The sequence below is a fragment of the Stenotrophomonas sp. JAG2 genome, assembly GCF_041080745.1.
In the GTDB taxonomy this organism is placed as follows: Bacteria; Pseudomonadota; Gammaproteobacteria; order Xanthomonadales; family Xanthomonadaceae; genus Stenotrophomonas; species Stenotrophomonas maltophilia_AA.
The window spans coordinates 39,597-60,521 of the sequence record NZ_JBEUMH010000018.1; the positions used below are offsets into that span (position 1 = coordinate 39,597).

19 protein-coding genes are annotated in these 20,925 nt (G+C 67.1%); 13 read left to right on the plus strand and 6 right to left on the minus strand.

The features are described 5' to 3' along the window. Positions 1-185: 185 nt before the first annotated feature. Together AB9O74_RS17530 and AB9O74_RS17535 are read left to right on the plus strand one after the other, a co-directional pair. Entirely contained in the window at positions 186-2,675 is a 2,490-nt protein-coding gene (locus AB9O74_RS17530) for a membrane-bound PQQ-dependent dehydrogenase, glucose/quinate/shikimate family (protein WP_369350071.1), read from the plus strand. Between the two features lie 65 nt (positions 2,676-2,740). After that, on the plus strand, positions 2,741-3,244 hold the full coding sequence (locus tag AB9O74_RS17535; RefSeq protein WP_369350072.1) for a DUF4952 domain-containing protein: 504 nt from the start codon (positions 2,741-2,743) through the stop codon (positions 3,242-3,244). Between the two features lie 20 nt (positions 3,245-3,264). Here AB9O74_RS17535 and AB9O74_RS17540 read toward each other — a convergent pair whose 3' ends face one another. Next, the gene (locus AB9O74_RS17540; RefSeq protein ID WP_176990907.1) at positions 3,265-3,657 is read right to left on the minus strand and encodes a DUF3037 domain-containing protein; all 393 of its coding nucleotides are present in this window, start codon (positions 3,655-3,657) and stop codon (positions 3,265-3,267) included. Further along, entirely contained in the window at positions 3,635-4,411 is a 777-nt protein-coding gene (locus AB9O74_RS17545) for a HipA family kinase (protein WP_369350073.1), read from the minus strand. Before AB9O74_RS17545 ends, AB9O74_RS17540 begins: the two co-directional genes overlap by 23 nt. Positions 4,412-4,540: 129 nt before the next feature. Here AB9O74_RS17545 and AB9O74_RS17550 point away from each other — a divergent pair, with 129 nt between their 5' ends. The 4 genes from AB9O74_RS17550 to AB9O74_RS17565 all read left to right on the plus strand — a co-directional run bounded on the left by AB9O74_RS17550 (position 4,541) and on the right by AB9O74_RS17565 (position 10,396). After that, positions 4,541-7,012: a prolyl oligopeptidase family serine peptidase gene (locus AB9O74_RS17550; protein WP_369350074.1), complete on the plus strand. Its 2,472-nt coding sequence runs from the start codon at positions 4,541-4,543 to the stop codon at positions 7,010-7,012. A gap of 136 nt (positions 7,013-7,148) precedes the next feature. Continuing rightward, positions 7,149-7,595, plus strand: coding sequence for a hypothetical protein (locus tag AB9O74_RS17555; RefSeq protein ID WP_369350075.1), 447 nt, complete (start codon positions 7,149-7,151; stop codon positions 7,593-7,595). A 176-nt stretch (positions 7,596-7,771) separates the two neighbouring features. After that, entirely contained in the window at positions 7,772-9,988 is a 2,217-nt protein-coding gene (locus AB9O74_RS17560; RefSeq protein ID WP_369350076.1) for a patatin-like phospholipase family protein, read from the plus strand. A 69-nt stretch (positions 9,989-10,057) separates the two neighbouring features. After that, positions 10,058-10,396, plus strand: a complete 339-nt coding sequence (locus AB9O74_RS17565; RefSeq protein WP_369350077.1) for a hypothetical protein — start codon at positions 10,058-10,060, stop codon at positions 10,394-10,396. Positions 10,397-10,494: 98 nt separating this feature from the next. On the opposite strand, the gene AB9O74_RS17570 is transcribed toward AB9O74_RS17565, so the two are convergent. Then, complete coding sequence (locus AB9O74_RS17570; RefSeq protein ID WP_369350078.1) at positions 10,495-11,034, minus strand: acyl-CoA thioesterase; 540 nt, start codon at positions 11,032-11,034, stop codon at positions 10,495-10,497. An 82-nt stretch (positions 11,035-11,116) separates the two neighbouring features. Here AB9O74_RS17570 and AB9O74_RS17575 point away from each other — a divergent pair, with 82 nt between their 5' ends. Next, complete coding sequence (locus AB9O74_RS17575; RefSeq protein ID WP_046273342.1) at positions 11,117-11,692, plus strand: TetR/AcrR family transcriptional regulator; 576 nt, start codon at positions 11,117-11,119, stop codon at positions 11,690-11,692. 133 nt (positions 11,693-11,825) lie between these two features. Then, positions 11,826-12,512, plus strand: coding sequence for an SGNH/GDSL hydrolase family protein (locus AB9O74_RS17580; RefSeq protein ID WP_369350084.1), 687 nt, complete (start codon positions 11,826-11,828; stop codon positions 12,510-12,512). A 21-nt stretch (positions 12,513-12,533) separates the two neighbouring features. On the opposite strand, the gene AB9O74_RS17585 is transcribed toward AB9O74_RS17580, so the two are convergent. Further along, on the minus strand, positions 12,534-13,217 hold the full coding sequence (locus AB9O74_RS17585) for a MarC family protein (protein ID WP_369350079.1): 684 nt from the start codon (positions 13,215-13,217) through the stop codon (positions 12,534-12,536). A gap of 204 nt (positions 13,218-13,421) precedes the next feature. On the opposite strand from AB9O74_RS17585, the gene AB9O74_RS17590 reads away from it, so the two are divergent. The 4 genes from AB9O74_RS17590 to AB9O74_RS17605 are packed head-to-tail and all read left to right on the plus strand — an operon-like array spanning position 13,422 to position 17,165. Beyond that, complete coding sequence (locus AB9O74_RS17590) at positions 13,422-13,790, plus strand: hypothetical protein (RefSeq protein ID WP_346477655.1); 369 nt, start codon at positions 13,422-13,424, stop codon at positions 13,788-13,790. A 36-nt stretch (positions 13,791-13,826) separates the two neighbouring features. After that, positions 13,827-15,416 carry a multicopper oxidase family protein gene (locus AB9O74_RS17595; protein WP_369350080.1) on the plus strand — a complete coding sequence of 530 codons (1,590 nt, stop codon included), beginning with the start codon at positions 13,827-13,829 and terminating at the stop codon, positions 15,414-15,416. Next, positions 15,416-16,564: a hypothetical protein gene (locus AB9O74_RS17600; RefSeq protein ID WP_369350085.1), complete on the plus strand. Its 1,149-nt coding sequence runs from the start codon at positions 15,416-15,418 to the stop codon at positions 16,562-16,564. Before AB9O74_RS17595 ends, AB9O74_RS17600 begins: the two co-directional genes overlap by 1 nt. Before the next feature lie 31 nt (positions 16,565-16,595). After that, positions 16,596-17,165: an SCO family protein gene (locus AB9O74_RS17605; RefSeq protein WP_369350081.1), complete on the plus strand. Its 570-nt coding sequence runs from the start codon at positions 16,596-16,598 to the stop codon at positions 17,163-17,165. Here the strand turns inward: AB9O74_RS17605 and AB9O74_RS17610 are convergent, their stop codons facing one another. Continuing rightward, positions 17,166-17,450: a hypothetical protein gene (locus tag AB9O74_RS17610; protein ID WP_046273347.1), complete on the minus strand. Its 285-nt coding sequence runs from the start codon at positions 17,448-17,450 to the stop codon at positions 17,166-17,168. It lies immediately after the preceding gene. A 380-nt stretch (positions 17,451-17,830) separates the two neighbouring features. Between AB9O74_RS17610 and AB9O74_RS17615 the strand changes: the two genes are divergently transcribed. Further along, a complete protein-coding gene (locus tag AB9O74_RS17615) occupies positions 17,831-18,598 on the plus strand; it encodes a cyclic nucleotide-binding domain-containing protein (RefSeq protein ID WP_369350082.1) in 768 nt (255 codons plus the stop codon). A gap of 28 nt (positions 18,599-18,626) precedes the next feature. Here AB9O74_RS17615 and AB9O74_RS17620 read toward each other — a convergent pair whose 3' ends face one another. Next, positions 18,627-20,759, minus strand: a complete 2,133-nt coding sequence (locus AB9O74_RS17620) for a TonB-dependent receptor family protein (RefSeq protein ID WP_369350083.1) — start codon at positions 20,757-20,759, stop codon at positions 18,627-18,629. Between the last annotated feature and the right edge of the window lie 166 nt (positions 20,760-20,925).

The window sequence follows — 20,925 nt, forward strand, 5'->3', positions numbered from 1 at the left end:
CACACGGAGAACGCCGGCAAACGCCGGCGTTTTTCGTTTGAGGGCAGGGACGTGCCGGGTTTCATCGTTGGCTGTGCCGACGTTGGCGACCGCCGCAAAGAACGCGCAACGTTCACGACCCCGGTGGGATAAGAGCCGCGGGGCCGGCAGCAACGTCGGCGATCTTCGCGCTTCAGGAGAAACCGATGTCCACCACGACGCAGACCCTCCACCCCCGCCATTGGCTGGTGGCTGTGCTGGCGATTGTCATTCTGTTGCTGGGCGTTGTATTCACCGCAGGGGGCGCCTGGCTCGCCAGCCTCGGTGGTTCCTGGTACTACGTCCTGGCCGGTGTCGGTCTGCTGGTCTCCGGCGTGCAGCTGTGGCGGGGCCGCTACAGCGGTGCGCTGTGGTTCGCGCTGGTGTTCGTCGGCACCCTGCTGTGGACGTGGTGGGAGTCGGGCAGCAACTACTGGCGGTGGGTGCCGCGCCTGGGCCTGATCGTGGCGATCGGCTTCGTGCTGTCGCTGCTGCTGCCGACACTGGATCGTCCGGTCTCGCGCAAGGTCTCGCGCGGGATCGCCGGCATGCTGGCCCTGGTGTTCGTCGCCGCCTTCACCTTGGCCTTCGTTCCGCACGGCGTCACCGCCGCCGAAGGCGCGTTCCCCGAACCGATGACCAGCACCGGCCTGACACCGACCGCCGATGCGCCGCTGCAGCCGGCCGACCGCCCGGTCGACGGCGACTGGGCCGCCTATGGCCGCAACAATGCCGCCACGCGCTTCTCGCCACTGCAGCAGATCACCCCGGACAACGTGGGCAAGCTTGAGCAGGCCTGGTTGTTCCGCACCGGTGACCTGCCCGAGAAGCGCTGGGGCGCGGAAACCACGCCGCTGAAAGTCGGCGACAGCCTGTACCTGTGCACCGCCCGCAACCAGCTGGTCGCGCTCAACGCAGCCGACGGCACCGAGCGCTGGCGCTACAACCCGAAGATCAAGGACAAGTCCATTCCGTACACCGCGGCCTGCCGTGGGGTCTCCTATTACGAAGTGCCGGCCACCGCGCAGGATGCTGCATTCAATGACGTCGCAGCGGATCTCGCCGTCCCGAGTGGCGTGCCGGTGCTGACCCAGGTGCCGCGTGGCGCCTGCGCTGCCCGCATCATCGAAGGCACCCTGGATGGCCGCCTGATCGCGGTCGACGCCGCGACCGGCAAGCCGTGCACAGGCTTCGGCAACAACGGCCAGGTCGACATCACCGTCGGCATGGGCGACAGCCCGGCCGGCTATGTCTCCATCACCTCGCCGCCGGCGATCGTGCAGGGCGTGATCGTCACCGGCCACCAGGTGCTGGATGGCCAGCGCCGCGACGCGCCCTCCGGCGTGATCCAGGCCTACGACGCCGTCACCGGCAAGCTGCGCTGGGCCTGGGACATGGTCCGCCCGGAACGCAATGGCGCACCGCCGGCGGGTGAGACCTATACCCGCGGCACCCCGAACATGTGGACCACCGCGACCGGCGACGACGAACTCGGCCTGGTCTACCTGCCGATGGGCAACTCGGCCGGCGATTACTGGAGTGGCTCGCGCACCGAGAACGAAAACAGATACGCCACGTCGCTGGTCGCCATCGACGTCAACACCGGCAAGCCGGCCTGGCACTTCCAGGCCGTGCGCAAGGATGTCTGGGACTACGACATGGGCTCGCAGGCGACCCTGATCGACTACCCGACCGCCGCCGGCAAAGTCCCGGCGCTGCTGCTGCCGACCAAGCAGGGCGACATGTACATCCTCGACCGCCGCACCGGCAGGCTGCTGACCCCGGCCGAAGAGCGCAAGGTTCCGACCGGCGGCGTCGAGCCGGAGCAGCGTTCCCCGACCCAGCTGTTCTCGCTGTATCACACGCTGCGCAAGCCGGACCTCACCGAGCGCGACATGTGGGGCATGACCCCGATCGATCAGCTGGTCTGCCGCATCCAGTTCCGCAAGGCCAGTTACGAAGGTTTCTACACTCCGCCGACCGCGGACCGTCACTCCATCGAGTATCCCGGTTACAACGGCGGCTCGGACTGGGGCAGCGTGGCCGTGGATCCGCGTCGCGGCGTGATCGTGGCCAACTACAACGACATGCCCAATTACAACCGGCTGGTGCCGCGCGAGAAGGCGGACAAGCTGGGTTGGCTGCCGCGCGAGGACGTGACCGCCGACAAGGGCGGCGCGGAAGGTGCGGGCGATCCGCAGGTGGGCACGCCGTACGCCATCGACGTCAACGCCGGCTGGCGCCTCCCGTTCACCAAACTGCTGTGCAAGGAACCGCCGTACGGTGGCATCCGTGCCGTCGACATGCGTACCGGCAAGACCCTGTGGGACCGCCCGTTCGGCAGCGCCCGCGGCAACGGCCCCTTCGGCATCCGCTCCGGCCTGCCGATCGAAATCGGCACGCCGAACAACGGCGGCTCGGTGGTCACTGCCAGCGGCCTGATCTTCATCGCCGCGGCGACCGATGATCTGCTGCGTGCGATCGACCTGAAAACCGGCAAGGAACTCTGGCACGCCAAGCTGCCGGCCGGCGGCCAGGCCAACCCGATGATCTATGAGTTCGGCGGGCGCCAGTACGTGGTCATCATGGCAGGCGGCCACCACTTCATGGAAACCCCGGCGGGCGATTACGTGATCGCCTACGCGCTGCCGAAGTGACATGCGATGCGCCTGGTGGATCGAATAGGATGACGCTCCGTTGTTGACGTCCGCCGAATTCGATCATGAGCAAACCAACACGCGGGCGGACACAGGGCATCCTCCTTTGCATGCTGTTGCCGTTGGCCGCCATTGCTCACTCCGAGGTAAAGGCGCCGCTCGGCGCCATGGCCGAGTGGGAGGCCCACGGCCGCGCTGAAGGCTTGGCGCGACCGGACACCCCGTGCCAGGATTTCCTGGCGGCCCTGGGCCGCAAGCCGGACAGCCTTCACTACCTGGGCTGTGACAAGGACGACGATTCCTACCTCAAGCCGATGACCGCCCGCTACGCCGTGAGCGGCGCTGCCGCCGCGGAGGTGGAAGCCTATCTGCGGCAGCGCTTCGACATGCCGTCACTGGTGTACGTCTGTTGCGGTTGGGGCAGCGAACCGCACGCCTGGCGCGAAGGTCCGGACGGCGTGAGGTATGACATCGGCATGGGCGTGGAGTCACCGTCCTTCCCGCGCGAACACTGGGACCGGATACCGTCGTTCGGCGTCACCGTCGGCGTGATCAGGCAAAGCCCGTAGTGCGGCACCGCCCAGGGTGGCTACCGCGGAACGCGCACCATCCGGTTGAGCAGATGCTCGACCACACGCTGCGGCTCCGCCGTGCGCCCGACATGCGTGCTCGACATCTGCACCACCGAGCTGCGCTTGGCGGTGAGGAAATGGAAGCGGGCGCGCGCAGGCAATTGCGCGATCGGCCCGGCGGTCGCGTCACCGCGGCAGATCGCCACGATCGCGTCCAGCCACGGCTGCAGGCCTTCGATATCCAGTGACGGGGCAAAGGCACGCAGCCGCTCCAGATCCAGCTCGATCGCCGCTTCGAGATGCTTGGCGCCCGGGCACGACACGATCACCCCGACGTTGATGAACTCCTCGCGCTCGACGCGGGGCACCACGCGGATCACCGCATAGTCATACGTGTGCAGTGTGGGCACGGACGGCCTCCTGGACAAAGGCGGCGCGGACGCGAAGACGGTGTTGCAGGTAATCGATGTACGCCTGGCGGTAGGCGGTCGGGCTGTCGAAGGCGGGTTCGTCCACCAGCCAGTTGTCCGGCACCAGGCCGACGATGCGCACGATTTCCGCATCCGGCAGCATCACCGCGAGACCGGGATCCACCTCCGCAATCTGCGTGGCGAACGGCAGCAGCACATGATCGCGGATCAGCACGAACGGCTTCTTGCAGGCCTCGCCCGCACTGGCCCAGTCGTGATGGAAATACATCGCTGCGCCATGGTCTATCAGGTACAGCTTGCGATGCCAGACCATCAGGTTGGGATTGCGGGCGGTGCGGTCCACGTTGCTGGTGAACGCATCGAACCACACGATCTTCGAGGCAAGCTCCGCATCGGGCTGCATCGCGGCCGGGTCGTAGTTGATCGCGCCGGGCAGGTAATCGCTGCCCAGGTTCAGGCCTTCGCTGGCGCGGATCAGGTCCTGGATCTCCGGGTCCGGTTCGGTCCGGGCGAACTCGCGGTCCAGCTCGACGAACAGGATCTCCGGAATCGGCAGGCCGAGCGTGCGGGCGATTTCGCCGGCGATCAGTTCGGCGATCAGCGCCTTCGGTCCCTGGCCGGCGCCCCGGAACTTGAGTACGACCATGCCGTCGTCGTCGGTCTCGACAACGGCGGGCAGGGAGCCGCCTTCGCGCAGCGGGGTGACATATCGGAGGGCTTGCACGGTTCGCATGGGGCATTCTAGCCGGGCTTTGCGGTGTCGGGCGGTTAGCCCTTCCGGCCCATTCCCATCGGCCCAAGCGGTGCTAGATTCGGGCCATGCCCCTGTGCGGGCACTCGTTGACACTGCAAGGGGATAAGGATGCTGATTCGTCGTACCTCGTTGGCTGCGGCCGTTGCCGTCGCCACCTTCGGCCTGCTGCCAGCCGCACCGGCCTTTGCCGGTTATGCCACTCCGCCGGAACACCTGCTCAAGGTGCTCAAGGCGCCGCCGCCGCCGACGCCCAGCGTCGACCCCACCGGCCAGCGCCTGTTGCTGACGACGGTGCAGACCTATCCGTCGATCACCCGCGTTGCCCAGCCGTACCTGAAGCTGGCCGGCGTGCGCCTGGAGCCGAAGAACCGCAGCCGCCACGACACCCCGGGTGGTTACGGCATTCCACCGTGCGTCGGTGACTTCACCGTGGTGGAGACCCTCAGCGGCCGCTCCACCAAGGTGGCGCTGCCCAACGGGTGTGCCGGCATGGCGCAATGGTCGGCCGACGGCCAGCGCTTTGCGTTCCAGAATGTGGTCGATGACAGCGTGCAGCTGTGGGTCGGCGATGCGGTCACCGGTCAGGTCCGGCAAGTCCCCAACGTAGCGCTCAATCCGATCTTCGGCAGCACCGTGCAGTGGCTCGGCGGCAGCCAGCAGCTGCTGGTCAAGCTGGTGCCTGCAAAGCAAGGTCCGGCACCGAGCGCCGAGGGTGCGATCGGCCCGGATATCCAGGAGTCGCTGGGGACGGCGGGCGAAAGCAGTACCTACGAAGCCCGCGATACGCTGACCAGTGCCTACGACGAGGCGCTGTTCGCCTATTACGGCCAGTCGCAGCTGGCGGTGGTGGATACCGCGGCCAACACCGTACGCACCGTCGGCACACCGGCGCTGCTGGACAGCATCGGGGCCGCACCGGATGGCGTGCATGTGCTCACCAAGACGCTCAAGGCGCCGTTCTCGCATGCGGTGACCTACCAGCGTTTCGCCAATGACGTGGCGGTGCTGGATGTCTCCAGCGGCCGCAGTACGCCGATCGCGAGCCTGCCGCTGGCCGACCGCGTGCCGGTGCATGGCGTGCCGGAAGGTCCGCGTGATTTCGATTGGCGCGCCACCGATCCAGCCACGCTGGTCTACGCCGAGGCGCTGGACAAGGGCGACTGGAAAGTCACCGTCCCGCACCGCGACCGCGTGCTGATGCTCAAGGCCCCGTTCACCGCCAAGCCCACCGAGATCGCCCGCACCGCGCAGCGCTTCGAAGGCCTGGCCTGGACGGCGCAGCCCGACGTCGCCTTCCTCGACGAGAACGATGAGAACCGGCACTGGCGCCAGACCCGCATCGTCAACGTCGACAGCCCGAAGCAGGAAGGTCGCCTGCTGTGGGATCTTTCCAGCGATGAACTGTACGAAGACCCGGGCAATTTCGTATACGAGCGCCTGCCCAATGGCGCCTACGTGGTGCGTCAGGAAGGCAACACGGTCTTCCTGCGCGGGCAGGGCGCTTCGCCGCAGGGCGATCGTCCGTTCCTGGATGCGCTCAGCCTCCGCAGCCTGAAGACGGAGCGTCTTTTCCGCAGCGATCCCGATGCCTACGAGCAGTTCATCGGCTTCAGCGCCCTCCCGGGCCACCTCCTCACGTGGCACCAGTCGGTGACCGATGCGCCGAATGCGTTCGTGCGCCTGCTGGGCGAGGATGTCGCCGACCCCAAGCCGGGCGAGGCGCAGTTCATGTCCAAGCCGGCCGCACTGACCCATCTGGTCGACCCCACCCCGGAGGTGCGTCAGATCAAGAAGCGCCTGGTCACCTACACGCGTGCCGACGGCGTGGACCTGTCGTTCACTCTGTACACCCCGCCGGGCTACAAGGAAGGCCAGCGCGTGCCGGCCATCCTGTACGCCTACCCGGCCGATTTCGCCAACGCCGCGCAGGCGGGGCAGGTGTCCGGTTCGCAGCAGACCTTCACCCGGCTGGCACCGTACCGGCTGATGCTGCTGGCCGGTTACGCGATCATCGACAACGCCTCGTTCCCGATCGTCGGCGACCCGAAAACCGCTTACAACACGTATCTGGAACAGCTTGAGGCCGATGCCAAGGCCGCAGTGGACAAGGCGGTGGACCTGGGTGTGGTCGACCGCAACCGGATCGGTGTCACCGGTCACAGCCATGGGGGTCTGATGACCGCCAACCTGATCGCGCATACCGATCTGTTCAAGGCCGGCGTCGCCACCAGTGGTTCCTACAACAAGACGTTCACCCCGTTCGGTTTCCAGAATGAGCGCCGCTCGGTCTGGCAGGCGCAGGACGTGTACCTGAAGGCCTCGCCGTTCTTCTACGCCGACAAGATCAAGCTGCCGCTGCTGCTGGTCCACGGCGAGGATGATGCGAACCCGGGCACCGAGCCGTTCCAGTCGCGCAAGCTGTTCCAGGCGATCCGCGGCAATGGGGGCACCACGCGCCTGGTGATGCTGCCGCACGAACCGCATTGGTACACCGCGCTGGAATCGAATGAACAGCTGGTATCGGAAATGCTGACCTGGTTCGATACCTATGTGAAGAATGCGCCGCCGGCCAAGCGCTGAGGCGGGGCATCGGTAGCATCCGCCGTCCTTCGGCTGGGGTGCGCAACAGACCAACGGCCGCCCGTCATGGGCGGCCGTTCGTGCATGCGCGACCGGCCGCGGCCTTACACTGCCGGAAAGGCACAGGGACGTAAGCATGGAGATACCACCTTGGGGACCGGCGGTCAGCGGTGTCGTCGGCGGCATCATCGCAACGGGGTTGGTGGCGTATTGGGCGAGGCGATTGCAGACGCACGACCGTGGCTGGTCCCGGGCCGCGCTGCGGCGCCGTCACCGCACCACGATCCGGGTCGCCAACACTCTTTTCTTCGCGGGATTACTGGGGGGCGTGGCCCTGTACCCGCTGGGCGGATTTGCCAGCAATGATCACCGGCCCGCGTTCCTCGGCTTCGGGTTCGCCTCGCTGTTGCCCCTGCTGGCGCTGATCGTCATTCCGCTTCTGACCGGCCGAAACATACGGGAGGCGTTTGTCGCCTTCGCGGTTGGCCAGGGGGCACCGGTGTGGGCCACCTATCTGCCGCTGGCTGGCGGCCTCGTCTGTCTGGCCGTGGCGCTCGTGGGCTTTCTTCCCAGCGGCAGTTGAGATGCAGGCCCCAGGCCCGATGGGTGGACCTCGTCGGGCCCGGCAGGCAAAGTGCGCTTCAAGGGGATGACGGGTAGCGGGGAGCGAGGGATCGAATGCGGCAGACACAAACACAAACCACCGACAGGGCCACGCGGCGTGCTTGCAGCCGCTGGCTGTTTGTCCTGGCGGCGCTGGTGTGCGCCCCACTGTTGGCGGCTGCGCAGACCGTTCCAGCGTCCGTTGATTCCGCACCGCAGGATTCCGACCGTCCCCGCACCTGCCTGGTGCTCGGCGGTGGCGGTGCCCGCGGCGCGGCCCATATCGGTGTGCTCAAAGTGCTGGAGCGCGAGCGCGTGCCGATCGACTGCATCGTCGGCACCTCGATGGGCGCGGTGGTCGGCGGCCTGTATGCCTCCGGTTACACCGCCGATGAGATCGAGGCGGTGCTGGACCGGATCGACTGGGCCGAGGTGCTGCGCGACAAACCGCCACGCGATGAGCGCAGCATGCGCCGCAAGGAAGATGACCTGCGCCTGCTGGGCGGTGTCGAAGTCGGCCTGAGCAACGGCAAGATCGCGTTCCCGCAGGGCCTGATCCAGGGCCAGAAGCTGGAGATGCTGCTGCGCCGCCTGTTGCTGCCGACCTGGCAGGTGCGCGATTTCGACCAGCTGCCGATTCCGTTCCGGGCGATTGCCACGGACATCGTCAGCGGCGAGAAAGTCGTGTTCGCGCAGGGCGACCTGGCCTTGGCGATCCGCGCCAGCATGTCGGTGCCGGGCGTGTTCGCGCCGGTCCGTTACGAGGACCATCTGCTGGTCGATGGCGGCGTGGTCGACAACGTGCCGATCGACGAAGCGCGCCGGCTGGGCGCGCAGCGGCTGATCGTCTCGCGGGTCGGCTCGCCGCTGATGACCGAGGCGCAACTGGATTCGCCGCTGGCGATCAGCCACCAGATGGCCAGCGTGCTGATGCAGCGTGAAGTACTGGCGCAGCTGGCCACGCTGGGGCCGCAGGATCTGCTGATCACACCACCGCTGGGCGATATGGGCAGCCAGGATTTCAACCGCTCGCCGCAGGCGGTCGGCGTCGGTGAGCAGGCCGCGCAGGCCGAGGTGGCCTCCGTCCGGCGCTTCCAGGTGGACGACACCCGCTACGCCGCGTTCCAGCGCCAGCATCGGCCGCCGGCCTACGAGACGCCGATCGTGGCCTTCATCGATGTGCTGCGCGACAGGACCCGCACTGCCCGCTACATCGAGCAGCGCCTGCAGCCCGAAGTGGGCCAGCCGCTGGAACCGGACCGCGTCGAGCAGAAGGTCGCCACTGCGTACGGCGAAGGCCGCTACCAGCAGGTGCAGTGGCGGCTGGAGGAGCGCGACGGGCAGCAGGGCCTGGTGCTCGCACCGCAGGACAAACGCTGGGGCCCGGATTTCCTGCATTTCGCGCTGCGGCTGTCCGATGATTTCGATGGCAGCAGCAACTACCAGCTCATCACCGAGCTGACCCGCACCGGCCTCAGCGAGCAGGGCGCCGAGCTCAAACTGCGCGTCGGGCTGGGCGAAGTGGAAGAGGCGTTCGCCGAGTACTACCGGCCGTTCGGCAGTAGTGGCCGGCATGCGCTGTCGACCTATGCCAAGTACCGCGCCACTGATCTGGACCTGGCGCTGATGCGCGGGGGCGCACTCGCCGAGTTCCGTTACAGCCAGTGGCTGGGTGGACTGCGCTGGGCGTATTCGCCACATCCGGACTGGGAAATCGCGCTGTTCGGCGAGCGCGGCCGTGAGCGCCTGCGCCTGGACGTCGGCAACCCGACCGAGCTGGGCAATTACCGCGCGGACATGGGCAGCGTCGGCTGGCAGCTGCGCCACGATTCGATCGACAGCTCGGCCTTCCCCAGCCGCGGCCAGCGCCTGTCGCTCACGCGGCAGCACTATCTCGATGCACTGGGCACCGACAACTCGGCGGCGGTCACCCGGGTGCAGTGGGATGGCGCGTGGGCGCAGGGCCACAACCGCTGGCTGGGCGGCGTGCGCGCCACCTCGGCACACGGCGGCGATGATCTGCTGGCCACCTACGGCTTCCTGGGCGGGCTGGGCAATCTGTCCGGCTATCCAGAGGAGGCCATCTTCGCGCCGCAGACCGCGCTGGCACGGGTGGTGTATTACCGCCGCGTCGCGCATGCCGACTCCCTGCTGACGATTCCGCTGTACGTCGGCGGCAGCGTGGAGTGGGGCGGATTCTGGCAGCGCCGCGAGGACGTCAACATCGATGGCATGCAGACGGCGGGCAGCGTGTTCGTCGGTGCCGATACGTTCCTGGGGCCGGTGTTCCTGGGGTATGGGCGCGCGCAGGGGGGGCACGACTCGTTCTATTTGACCTTCGGCTCATTGCTGCGGACGTTGGATGGGTTCTGAGTTGGCACGTGCGATCCGTGCCCGCAGACCTTCCCGCGTTTTATCCTGTGCAGCCCATACCGTGATGTGATGCTGATGAAATCGATGTTCCTGTCATTGTTGCTGCTGCTGTTGGCCGGCCACGCGCATGCCGCTGATGCACCGTCGCTGCCCGCGGCCTGGACGGAGATCGGCATCACTGTCGGCATGCCCTACGCGCAGGCGAAGGTCGCGCTCATCAAGGCCGGCTGGGTTGCATCTGCGCCCGACAACGACGGCGACCCCGTCTTCGCCGCGCATCCCGAGGTGGATTGCGGGCAGGGCTGGGATGCGATCTGCTCGGCAGGATACGGCCGCGGGAACGAGACTTACGGTCTGGTGCTTGCACCTACCGACGATGGAAAGCTGCTGGTGCAGGGCGTTTTCTAACGGGGGCACAAGCTGTCCAAACGAACTGATGACGAAGGCGGAAATCCTGCCGTGGCGCGCAGCGTGACCGCTGGGATGCCCGGTCGGGCTGGGCCGCCTCAGTCCTCTTTCATCGCCAGTTCCGCGGCAAGCAGCGCCTGCGCCGCCTTGCTCAGCTCAGGCGAGGGCACCACCGGCGCACCGATGGCCTCCATCATCTGATCGGTGGAGACGAACCGGCGATGCCGGCGGTCGTAGATGCCGGTGATCAGCAGGGCCCGCGTGGCGACCTTTTCCTCGTCGCCGATCAGCACCCGCTGCTCCATGATGATGCGCGTGCCGACCCAGCCGGCCAGTCGCGTTTCCAGCACGAAGCGCTGGAACGGCCTGAGCTCGCGCCGGAACTGGATGCTGCCGCCACTGACGATCGGGGCCCACTTCGAGCGCCATGCCACCCGGCCCAGGCCCATGCGGAACACGAGATCGAGCCGGCCCAGGTCGAAGATCGTCCAATAGCGGCCGTTGGTCATGTGCAGGTTGCTGTCGATGTCGTTGGGCAGCACCCGGAAGTTCAAGCGCGACACCGCGAACGGCGCGCTCAGCTTCGGGCGGAATGGCGAGGACAGCAGCAGGAACAGGAGGCGGAACCAGAGATTCATGGGCAGGGGCGCTCATCTATAACAGGTGTCATAATGGAAATACGCTAATCTATGACACTCGTCTTAGCAAGGAGTCCGGCTCATGAGTGCACGTCATTCCGATGCGCCGCAGCGCGTCGTGGCTGCGGCCGCGGAAATGCTGGCCACCTACGGACTCAATGCCTCCAGCGTCCGTGAGGTCGCCAAGCGCGCGCAGGCGCCGTTCGGCTCCACCTACCACCACTTTCCCGGCGGCAAGCAGCAGGTCCTGGCCGAAGCCACGACATTGGCGGGCACCAAGGTGGATGCGCTGCTCGATACCTGCCTGCAGGGAGCGGCCCCCGACGGGCTGTCCTTGTTCCTGGCGGCGTGGCGCGAGCGCCTGATCCGCTCGGCGTTCCATGTCGGCTGCCCGGTCCTTGCGGCGGCGGTCGAAGAGCCGATCGACGATGCACCCGACGATGCACGGCGGGCCGCGGCCGAGGTATTCGCGCGCTGGGAAGCCCGTCTGACCGAAGCGTTGGGTCGCGGTGGCCGCTCGCCCGAGCAGGCCAACGGCATTGCCACCATGATCATCGCCAGCATCGAGGGCGCGGTGGCGATGAGCCGGGCCACGCGCGACATCGGCCCGTTCGATCGCGTCGCAGCGCAGCTTGTTTCCCTGGTCGCCGATCGCTGAGACTGTCGGCCTGCCGCCACCGGAGTGCCGCGCTTTGACCGCCTTGATCCGTTCCACCGTGTTCGCCGCGACGCTCGCCGCGTGCGTCCTGCATCCGAGTGCGCACGCGCAGGAATCGCCTGCGACCAATCCGCTGTATCGGGTGCCTGCCGACCAGGCGACGCCCGCGCAGATCACGGAGATGCAGCAGCGCCTGCTGGACTGGCCGCAGCTGCAGCGCTACCGCGGCGAGAACGCCGCATTGGCGGCGGTCGCGCCGGGGACGAAGCGCGTGGTGTTCTACGGGGACTCGATCACCGAAGGTTGGGGACCGACCGGCAGCGAGCGTTTCTTCCCGGGCAAGCCCTACGTCAACCGGGGAATTTCCGGGCAGACCACGGCGCAGATGCTGCTGCGCTTCCAGCAGGACGTCATCGCACTGAAGCCGGCGCTGGTCGTGATCCTCGCCGGCACCAACGATATCGCCGGCAACACCGGGCCCACCACGCAGGCGATGATCGAAGACAACCTGCATGCGATGGTGGAACTGGCGCAGGCGCATAACATCCGCATCGTGTTGGCCTCGGTGCTGCCGGTCAGCGATTACCCGTGGCAACCCGGCGTGCAGCCCGCGGGCAAAGTGACGGCGCTCAATCGGGCGTTGCGTGCTTACGCGGAGGAGCAGGGTCTGGTCTATCTGGATTACCACACGGCCATGACCAACAAAGACGGCGGCCTCGACCCGGAACTGGCTGCCGATGGCGTGCATCCCACGCCGGCCGGTTACGCGAAGATGGTGCCGTTGGCCGAAGCGGCGATTGCCCGGGCACAGGGGCGCTGAAGCAATCCCCGGGGTCGCGGCTTACCGTGCCGCCTGCTGCGCGAGCAGCTCGGACAGACCGAGCCACCCGATCTGCACGCCGATGCACAGAATCACGAATGCCAGCAGCCGCAGCACCACCTGGGTGCCGGTGCGACCCAGCAGTGACTGCAGCCGCCCGGCGTAGCGCATGCACAGGTAGATCAAGGCGCACAGTGCAAGCAATGCGCACGCGGCGGCTGCGATGTGCACGGCCTCCGGCCCCTGTGCCGGTGAGCTCGTGCCAACCGCGATGGCCACCGCGATGGATCCCGGCCCCACGGTAAGGGGCAGGGTGAAGGGATAGAACAGCAATGAGTCCAGCGAGGCCTCCGCATCGTCGCGGGCCTCCTGCTGGGCGGCGCCGGCCAGCGAGCCATGCTCGCCCTGCGCGGGTGCCTGCAGCAGGCGCCACCCGGTCACCGCGATCACCAGCCCGCCCGCCAGCCGCAGCACCGGGATCGAGATGCCGAAGAACGACAGCACATAGGCCCCGATGCCGATCGAGGCGGCAAGCATCACCAGGCTGTTGAAGGCCACCGCGCGGGCCACCCGGCTGCGCTGGGCGGTGGTGGCTTCAGGCACGATGCCGAGGACCATCAGCGCCGCGCCCGGCGGATTGGTCACCGGGAGCAGGCTGGTGAAGATCACCAGGAAGGTATGGCTGAAGTCGTTCCACATGGCCATGGGTGCTCGCAACACGCGGGGAGCCGCGCCCTACGATGCGACCACGGCGGTGAAGGCGGCTTGATCCTGGTCAAGGGGCTGAATGCGCCCGTCGCGCACGGCAAGGCGTCCCGGCTTGATCTAGGTCATGCGTCGGGGCGGCAGCGCTCGCTACCGTGGGGTGGCCTGTGACCGGCGCAGGTCCGAATGCTCCGAGCGAGACCCATGCACGAGCCAGCCTCTCCCCCACCTGCAGCGGACAAGCCGCCAACACATGCGGCCTCCCTGGACGAGGATATCTGCGTCCACATCTTCACCACCTCGGCCGCGATGCTGGGCGTGTGCATGACCGTGGTCGGCGTGCTGCACGTGGTCACGGTACTGCGCCAGGTCGACACCCTCGGCGATGACCTGCTCAGCATCAACTCGCTGATCTACCTGGCCGCGTGCCTGAGCGCCTATTGGGCGCTGCGTACGCGGCGACGCAGGCGCAACCAGTTCCTGGAGGGGATGGCCGACTGGCTGTTCCTGACCGGCCTGGTGGTCAGCACCATTGCCACCGGTTTCATCACCTGGGCCATCGCCGGCACCTGACGCGCCGTTCCCTTCTTCTCTCCAGCAGGTATCGCCATGGCTCTGTCCCGCACCGCAGCGATCACCCCGCGCAGCCGGCAGCGGCGCCGACTGCTCGATGCCTGTCTCGTTGCCCTGACCGGCATGCTGCTGTGGGTTGGCGCGACGATGGCGCAGGCACCGCCGGACAGCGCGGACCCGGGCGCAGCGCTGCAGGCCCCCACGGAAATCCGCTACGGGGCCGATGGCATCAGCGCGGGCACGCTGCGCGCGGCGATGTCGGCGGTATCCGTGGGTGGGCAGCCATATCGCGCGCTGGTCTTCAACGGCAACTACGACGCCCCGGTGATCCGCACGCGACCCGGTGGCACGGTGGCGATCACACTGGACAACCAGATGGACGAGAAGACCAATCTCCACTTCCATGGGATGACGGTCACGCCGCTGGACTCGGGTGACAGCATCTTCCGCGAGGTTGGCCCGCACGAGAAAGGGCTGTACCGTTTCAAGCTGCCCCCCGATCACAGCCCGGGCGCCTATTGGTACCACAGCCATTTCCACGGCGGCGCGCAGCGCCAGGTGGAGTCGGGCATCGCCGGGCCTATCCTGGTCGACGGCATCCTCGATCCGTTCCCGGAACTGAAGGGCATCCAGGAGCGCGTTCTGGTCCTGCGCAATTTCCAGAAGACTCGTACCGGCAGGCTGGCCAGCGAGATCGTGACCAGCGCGCCATCGATCCGGACAGTCAACGGGCAGGGCGATCCAGTGATCGCCATCCAGCCCGGCGAAACCCAGCTGTGGCACCTGCTCAACATCTCCGCCAACCAGTACTTCCGCATCCGCATCAACGGACAGAACGTGCAGATCCTGTCGCGCGACGGCAATACGGTGAACAAGCGGGTGATGACCGATGAACTGCTGATCGGGCCGTCCGCGCGTTTCAGCATTCTGGTGGTCGGCCCGTCCGCGGGCGATCACCCGGTCGAGCTGGCCGCCGGCAATACGGGTGCGGCAGGTGACCAGTACAAGGGCGCGCGCATCGCGACCCTGCGTGCCGGCGGAGCAGCTGTGGCCACCCGGGCGATCACCAGCGCATATCCGGTATTGGAAGATCTGAGCAACGTGCGTGTGGCCAATGTCCGCCAGTTCGCCTTCCAGGATTCGGCGACTGACGGCGACGCCTTCCTGATCAATGGCGAGCGCTTCGATCCACGCCGGGTGAACACCACCGTCAAACTCGGCGATGTCGAGGAGTGGCGCCTGTACAACCCGTCCCAGGAGCTGCATCAGTTCCATATCCACCAGACCGATTTCCAGGTGGTGGCGATCAACGACAAGCCCGTCCCGTTCAGTGGGTACCGCGATACGGTGTTCATCCCGACCCGCGGTTCGATCACGTTGCGCATTCCGTTCCGTGATCCGGTGATGCTGGGCAAGTTCGTCTACCACTGCCACATCCTCGAGCACGAGGACGGCGGAATGATGCAGGTGATCCAGGTGGTACGCCCGGAGGACTACGCGCAGGCGGTCAAGCTGGCGCCGCTTGGTGGCATCTACGGCGACAACCAGACCTGCAGCTATCTCAGGAACACCGGGCGCGACTTCGCGCTGCCGGCCAACGTGCAGCTGCCTGCGGAGGTGCCGTGATGCGCATCGTGTGCAGATCCCCTCTGTGTGCCGGGCTTGTTGCCGGGCTGGGCCTGCTGGCCAGCGCGGGCGCGCATGCCGACAAGGGCTATTACCCGAACCTGGGCATGGATTACAACGTGGTGATGCAGTACGACGTCAGCCGCACGGAAGGCAGTGGTGTGACCTCCCCGCGCAACACCACGGATTTCTATCCGGACATCCAGAGCAGCTTCTACATCCGCTTCAGCCCCAATGACCAGCTGCGGCTGTCCACCGAGTTCAACCCGGTCAATCCGCCAGCCGCCGGTGAAAAGCGCACTTTCGGTGATCTCGGGCTGGTGGTGAACGAACTCAACTACTACAAGCTGACCCAGCACACCCAGCTGCAGATCGGCAAACTGCAGGTGCCGTTCGGGCGTGCGATGGACGCTGCGCCCGGCCTGTATACCAATGATTTCGTCGCCGCCTACGACCTTGGCGGGATGCTGGGCGCCACGTACGCCTACCGCTGGTTCGGCCAGAAAGTCGGGATGATCGAAGGGGGGCTCAACCTGTACACCGCTGACACCACCGAGCTGAGCCGGCCTTTCCTGCGCAGCGGTGCGCGGGCGCAGCGCTCGGACGGCGGGCCGGCCAACACCGGCAAGCTCGATTCCTATGCGGTCACCGTGAACTGGGATGCGATTCCGGCGCTGCCGTTCCTGGAGATGCAGGCCGGCTACATGCGCAACCGCGCCGGCGTCGGGCAGCCCGACAGTGGGCCGGCCGATGACGAAGTGATCCGCATTGTGTCCGCGCGCTACATCTGGGCGCCCGATTCCAGCGCGGACCTGGATACCACGTTGCGGTTCCGCTATTTCGATATCGTGCCGCTGGTCGAGTACGCGGATGTGCAGAATGAGAATGCGATCGCCGGCAATGACACGCGCTATCTGACGACCTCGGTCACCGTCGACTACGGGCGCTGGGTCTTCGGGGCGACACGTACCGACAAGCGCCGCCCGTGGGCGGCCGGTGCGGGCCGGCATGACTATCTCAATGAAGTGAGCTGCGGCTATCGCGTGACTGGCCAACTCAGTATCGGGGTCTCCATCGGCAGCCAGGCAGTGGGTGGGCAGCAGGCCAACCTGGTCGGCATGGCGCTCTCCTACAACGGGGCGCACTGAGATGGGGCGCACTCTGTGGACACTGGCGTGGGTGGGGATCGCGTTTCTGGCGCTACCGGCGTGGTCAGCCTCGCCAGCCAACCCGATCGGCGGTGGTTTCACGCTGGTCGACCAGGACGGGAAGGTAGTCACCGATCGCAGTTTCCATGGCAGGCCGGTGCTGCTGTACTTCGGCTTCACGGCCTGCCCGGATGTCTGCCCGACCGACCTCGCACGGCTGGTGCGCATTGCGCAGCGGGTGCGCGCACTCGGTGGGCCCCCGCTGAAAACGATCTTCGTCAGCGTCGATCCCGCACGCGACACGCCGTCGAAAATGAAGGCCTATGTATCGCTGTTCGGTCCCGATGTGATCGGGCTGACCGGTACCCCTGCGCAGATCGCGACGGTCACCGATCGCTATCACGTGTATTACCAGAAGGTGCCCTACGGCAAGCAGGGCCAGTACATGATGGATCACTCGACGTTCGTGTTCCTGCTTGATCGCGAGGGCCGCTATGTCGACCATTTCGGGCGCACCGCCGACGAAGCCGCGGTGGCAGGCGATATCGCCGCCGGGCTGGGCGGGACGTCGCCTCGAGCGCACGCGGCCCGGCAGCGATGATCAGGGGCGGCCGCGGTCGTTGGCCGAATTCGCCGCCATCCGCAATTCCTGATCCGCCTGGATCAACAGCTGGCGTGCACGCTCTGCATGGCCGCCGAGGCGCGAATTGTTGTCCTGCTGTGCCACGCCGATCAGTTGGTAGGCCTGCACGATGTGTTCCTGTGCGGTGCGGAGGTTGCCATGGCGCTCGCCGATGTTGACGGTGGGCGCCTGCGCCAGGGCGAGCCCGGCGAGGCCAAGGGCGCCGACCAGAGCAAGGGGGGCAAGAAGGGAATGAGGCTTCATGGGATCGACTCCGGAAAGGACAGGACGTCCGGACCGTACCCCGCTGCGCCCGGTAGGGGACACGTTACGACCGCCTGGGAACGGTCAGCTTGATGTGGGTCAAGCGCGCAGCGCTTCGCCGGATTTCCTCGACGGCGGGACTGAACGCTTCAGCCTGGCGCGCGCCCGGAGAGGGCTCGACGGCATAAACCAGTAGAAATACTGGTCGTTCGGATATTGCACAACGCCGCGGCTCAAAACAGTATGAATCCGCCACCGGCAAGGGCAGCAGTATCAGTGCGGATGGGGTGTGTCAGTCACAGGGGGAAAGGCGGCAGGTGCAGTACCTGCCAGACGCGCCCGCGCACCGGGTGACGCAGCATCGCAGGAGGCCCACGATCATGCGCATCCTCTCTGGCACGCCGTCGGCGCTGCGCTGCGCATGCTGTTCCTGCCCGCTGGGTCCGGGGTGCTTTCCGGGATCCGCCGATGCGGCCCATCTGCAGGAGTTGGAGAGGCTGGTCGAGCACACGATGCCCGTGCATGCCGGCCATCTGTTGTTCCGGCAAGGTGATCGGTTCCAGTACCTCACGGCGATCCGCTTGGGCACGGTCAAGACCTATGCAGTGGATCGCGAAGGCCGCGAGCAGACCCTCGGCTTCCACATGCCGGGTGATTTCCTCGGCCTCAGTGCCATCGATGAAGAGCGCTACCCCTGCAATGCGGTGGCGCTGGATACCGTGAGCCTGTGCCGGCTGCCGTTCCACGAGATCGCGGAACTGGCCACGAGAATGCCGATGCTGCAGGCCACGTTGTTCCGGTTGATGAGTCGCGACATCGCCCGCGCCACCCAGCTGGCGTGCAACAGCATGGCCGACGAGCGGCTGGCCGCGTTCCTGATCGACATGGCCGACCGCATGGCGGCGCGGGGCTATGCTGCGAACCGGTGGCAGCTCACGATGTCGCGGATGGATATCGCCAGCTACCTGCGGCTCGCACCGGAAACCCTGAGCCGGTTGTTGCGCCGCTTCCAGGCGGAAGGGCTGGTGACTGTAGAGGGGCGCGATGTCGAAGTGCGAGGCCGCGACCGCCTGCAGGCAATGGCGGCCGCCTACCCGATGCGGCGGAGCGCTGCAGCCGGCGTGCAGGTCCGCAACCAGGCGGCCTAGCGCGGCATGCCGTAGCGGGCCGCGGCGCTCAGTCAAAGCGCCAGCGCACCCCGGCATACACACCGCGCCCATCACCCGGCGTCGATCGCGCGACATCCTTGCCCGCATCGTCGTAGCCCGGGGTCACCGTGGCGGCATAGTGGCGGTCGCTCAGGTTGCGCAGTTCCGCCCAGGCCTGCCAGCGGCCACCGGGGGCGTCGTAGCCGATGCGGGTGCCGAAGATCACGTGGCTGTCGGCGGCCATGCTGTTGGCATAGTCGACGAACATTTTCGACGCGTACTCGGTGTTCAGCCCGGCGTAGAAGCCGGCCGGGTGATCGTAGCGCAGCTCGGCCTGATAGTAGTGGCGCGGCAGGCCGGGCAGGCGGTTACTACCGAAGCGTGCATCATCGCGGTAGCGGAAGTCGCTGAAGGTGTAGGCCTGGCGCAATGACATTCGCCCGCCGACGCCCTGCCACAGCGCACTGTCCAGGCCGGCTTCGATGCCGCGGTGCACGGTCGGGCTGGCGTTGGATTCGGCGATGAACAGGTTCGGCACCGGCTGCACTTCCACGGTGAGCAGTTCGTGGTTGAGGCGCGCGTAGTAGCCCGTCAGCTCCCAGCGGCCGAGTGCGCTGTCGCCGCGCGCACCGAGTTCCAGCGTAGTCGCGGTCTGGTTGTCCAGGTTCACCGGCGCACGCTGGCGGCCGGTGGAGGCGCCATTGCCGGCGGCGAAGTACTGGTTCGATCCCCAGATCATCGACCACGGGTGGGCCGGTTCCACCGAGCGGCTGAGGTTGCCGAACCATTGCGTCTGCGGCGTCTGCTGCCAGGTGAAGCCCAGCCGCGGCGCGTAGTCCCACTGGCGCTCGGATAGTTTCTCCGGCGTCGCCGGCCAGGTGACCTGCACATCGCGGCGGGTGTGGATCAACGCCAGCCCGGTCTGCAGGCGCAGCGTGTCGCTCAGCGCCAGATCATTGCCGACGTGCAGCACGCTGTCGGTGCCGTAATGCTCAAAGTCGCGGGTGTGCGTGCCGGCCGCGTACCCGTTGCTGGCGAAGCGCAGGGTCTCGCGCACGTTGGCATCCAGATCGTGGGTGACGCGCAGGCCGATCGTGGTCACGCTGTCATGCCCGAACAGCGCGTGCCGGCGGCGGTAGTCGAGCGTGCCGTTGAGGTTGGCGTAGTCCAGCTGCTGGCGGTACAGGCTCTCGTTCAAGTCCATCGGGTACGTGTGATAGACGAGGCCGGCCTGCAGCGACGAATCGTCATCGATGGTGTAGGTCGTGGTGTTGCCGATCCAGGTGCTGCCCGGCTGCGGGCGGCGCGCGTCGATCGCCAGGTTGGCTGGATTCGCCGCGCGTGGATCGTTGCGGATCTGCGCGCGGGTCAGGCGCCCCGGGGTTTCGTGATCGGTTTCGCGGTAGCGCAGGAAGAAGCGCGTTTCGAGATCCGGGGTGAGCTGCCAGCCGAGGTTGGCCACCGCACCTTTGCCCTTGCCGGCCGCGTGCTGCTGATAGCCGTCGTACTCGGTATCGGTGTAGGCCAGGAAATAGTCGACAGCGTCGTGCACGCCGCCGACGCTGATGCCGCGCTTCTGGTAACCGCGTGCGCCGGCTTCGTAGTGCAGCTCCAGCCCGGGTGTATCGCGGCCGCTGCGGGTGATGTAGTTGATCGCACCGCCCAGCGCCAGGGCGCCGCGCTCGAACCCGTTGGCACCGCGCAGGACCTCGACGCGGCTCAGCCACAGCGGCTCCAGCAGCTCGTACGGCGTGCCGCCGGGGCCGGTCAGCGGCAGGCCATCCAGCGAGACCGACAGGCCGGAGGCATGCGCACCCGGCGCGCGGTTGAGGCCCGAGCCGCGGACGGAAACCTTGACGCCTTCATTGCCGGCGCTCTGCGCGCTGATGCCGGGCTGATAGGCCAGCACATCGGCGGTACCGGCGACGCGGCCCTGGCCGACCTGGGTCATATCGACGACGTTGCCTGCGCCGGGCACCCGGTCGAGGGCGCGGCGCGCAGCCTCGGTTGCATCGGCGGCGGTGACGTTTACCGCGTCCAGGGTGACGGCCTGGCCAGCGGGGGCGGCGCGGGCGGTGTCGGTGGCGGCAAAGCTGGCCAGCAGGGCGGCGGCGAGCAGGGACAGGGCAGGGGCGGTGGAGCGATTCGGGAGGACAGTCATTCGTGCGCGCTATCAGTGTCGACAGGGCGCGTGTTGGCGCGACACCCTGTCAACTTCATGTGGGGCGCGCAAGTTAACAGGATGTGGGGGTGTTCGTCACCCTTGTGGGGCGTATGGGTGACGAACGCCGACGGCGGGATGTCCGTAGTGCCGGCCGCGGGCCGGC